The sequence below is a fragment of the Nitrospinota bacterium genome, assembly GCA_035528715.1.
In the GTDB taxonomy this organism is placed as follows: Bacteria; JADFOP01; JADFOP01; order DATKYB01; family DATKYB01; genus DATKYB01.
The window spans coordinates 1-2,481 of the sequence record DATKYB010000045.1 but is presented as its reverse complement, the minus strand read 5'-3'; the positions used below and the strand labels follow the sequence as shown (position 1 = coordinate 2,481).

Annotated in this window: 4 protein-coding genes; 3 read left to right on the top strand and 1 reads right to left on the bottom strand. The window is 37.6% G+C overall.

Annotated elements, in window-relative coordinates; all coding sequences use genetic code 11:
• Positions 1-393, bottom strand: a 393-nt coding sequence (locus VMW81_03340) for a TAXI family TRAP transporter solute-binding subunit (GenBank protein HUU49979.1), incomplete at its 3' end; no start/stop codon positions are given.
• Positions 394-848: 455 nt separating this feature from the next.
• Between VMW81_03340 and VMW81_03335 the strand changes: the two genes are divergently transcribed.
• The 3 genes from VMW81_03335 to VMW81_03325 all read left to right on the top strand — a co-directional run.
• Positions 849-1,367, top strand: coding sequence for a YMGG-like glycine zipper-containing protein (locus tag VMW81_03335; GenBank protein HUU49978.1), 519 nt, complete (start codon positions 849-851; stop codon positions 1,365-1,367).
• Between the two features lie 616 nt (positions 1,368-1,983).
• Positions 1,984-2,286, top strand: a complete 303-nt coding sequence (locus VMW81_03330) for a hypothetical protein (GenBank protein HUU49977.1) — start codon at positions 1,984-1,986, stop codon at positions 2,284-2,286.
• A partial coding sequence (locus tag VMW81_03325; protein ID HUU49976.1) for a hypothetical protein occupies positions 2,286-2,481 on the top strand: 196 nt, incomplete at its 3' end. The genes VMW81_03330 and VMW81_03325, both read left to right, overlap by 1 nt.

Genomic DNA, 2,481 nt, shown 5'->3' with positions numbered 1-2,481 from the left:
AACATTGGGCCACAGCATCGTAATAGACCGGTGTTCTTTCATAGGCTTGCCTTTATATATGTCGGCGCCGTTCCAGGCCATCTTTCCGAACAACCCCTGAAGAATGGCCATCTCGACCTCTTTTGCCTTGAGCATATTAACATTCTCTCCGGATCCTGCTGATGTAATTGCATTGACCTTTATAGCAGACGGTTTTTCTTTCCTTAACTTTATGCTCCAAAGGGTTGATAGGGCCACACCAACAGGATAATAAGTCCCACCTGTCGTGGCGGTTGCCAGGACCAGTTCAATGGGCTTTTTCTTAGCTGCCCATGGAGGCCCGCTCGGCAGAATGATAAGAAACGTGGTAATTACTGCTAAGGCAATCAGTTTTGTAAAAATTCTCTTTTTCATAACTTAACCTCCTTTAACCGAAAAAGAGCCACAACTGCAAAGAAATGCCAACGGCATCAAAAAGATCTTTCCACCTCCTTTCAATTCGCCAAAATCAATATGGCTTTTTTTATTTCTTAATTAGATTCAGATTTAAAGACTTTTTGCTTAAATTGTTATTTCATCTATTAATCCAGGCTATCGAAAATTTTTGCTACCATTAAAAATAAGGGGCTTTAATATCAGAAAACTCAGCTCAGCTGGATTATCAATTAAAGTGAAATTAAAACCTGAATCAAAACAAACTAATTTCTATCAAAAAGGTAGGACTTAGTCAATAGGTTTTTGCGGTTTTTATTGTTCTTCTCTTGCTTACCCAAGAAAGGGATATATACATTTTCAAAAAAAATTACTTGACAAAAAATGGATTGGTTGAGAAATTAAATATAAATGTAAATCAATTATTTAAGGAGAAAATGATGAGACTAATAAAATATCTCCTAATCGTTCTCATTATCTTAGTCTTTTTCACTGGATCAGCTTTTGCGCAAGATTTCTTCGTTTATCCAACGAAGGGACAAAGCCTAGAACAGCAGAAGAAGGATGAGTCTGAATGCTATCAATGGGCGAAGCAACAGACAGGATTCGATCCCCTACAAACACCACCACAGGCTTCAGCACCTCCAACTCAAAAAGGAAGTAAAGGACCAGGAATGCTCGAGGGTGCTCTAGTCGGAGGGGCTGCCGGAGCAGGGATAGGAGCCCTTACTTCACCCAGTAGCAAAAGAGGCAGCAGAGCGGGTAAGGGAGCACTCATTGGTGCCGGTGCAGGTGCTTTGCTTGGCCATATGGAAAAGGAGAGACGGACTGAGAAAGAGCAGCAACAATCAGACCAGTGGACACAGAGTCAGATGGATGCTTACAATCAGAGCAGAGATGCCTTTAAACGCGCCTATGGTGCATGTCTTGAGGGACGCGGCTATACAGTGAAGTAGAGTTTGGTTATTTTGAAAAGATTATAAATTTTTCCTCTTAAAAAATGCTGTTATCTCCCCCGTCTTCTATCTCGTCTATTGTTCTCCAGCCAAGCAGAATGGTGGGAGGATCTGATTCTGAAAACTTTCCTTTATCAAAGGAAATCCTTATAAAGACAGTCTCATTATAATTGATATACTCGCTGGATTAAGTAAGAACCGAAAACCTAGGGTCCACACCAGAAAGCTCTTCAACAATCTTTCTGATGATTAATACCTGAAAACCATATCTCCACTCAAGCTCTTTGAGTTTTCCTGTTTACCTTCTTTCATAGAAATAATTATCTGAAAGAACCAGAATAGGCTCCTTTTTCTTATCCAATGCCCCTCTTTGAAAGAATTTGGATTATACATAGCATTGATACTCAGCACAATAAGACTAAGCGTTTCTCGGTAGAGGAGTAAAAAATTTTTACAAAGTATAGTAATTTAAATACCCCTAGACTGGAGCACTTTTTGTTTTTTTAAAAAAAGTTGACATTGTCAAAAGTAATTAGTTGAAATTGCATATAGAAAATAATATAATTAAATATAAAAAAAATTACTTAAAGTCCAAAAATGTGAAGGAGGTGTTAACATGAAAGAAACGAGAAGACAGGGAGAATTAATTATAAAACCATGTGAAAAGATTAAGGGCAAGAAACTAGACCATCTTATCCTAGCAGAAGGAGAACAAACAGGGCATAAACACTCTATCAGCCATGGCAAGGCAGAAATATATGAAGAGGATGGGACGTTGTACCTTAGAGTCATATCAGATATGGCTGAGCTTACCCATCCAGATCATAAGACACTTACCATTCCTAAGGGTAACTATGAGATTGTAAAACAAAGAGAATATCAGGTTGGTGAGGAGAAATATAGAGAGGTTAGAGATTAGTGTTATATTTCAAACCTTCAACATTGTCGACAAAAAAAAGAGAAAAATATGTTTTAGACGTAGCAAAAAAATTAGTAGAAAATTGGAATTTCTTGCCACCACAAAAATCTGATAAAGAAAGAATTCAGTTTTTTGTAAACGAAAGAAATAAATATCTTGGTACTAAATTAAAATTTATTTGGACGACCTCTCCAT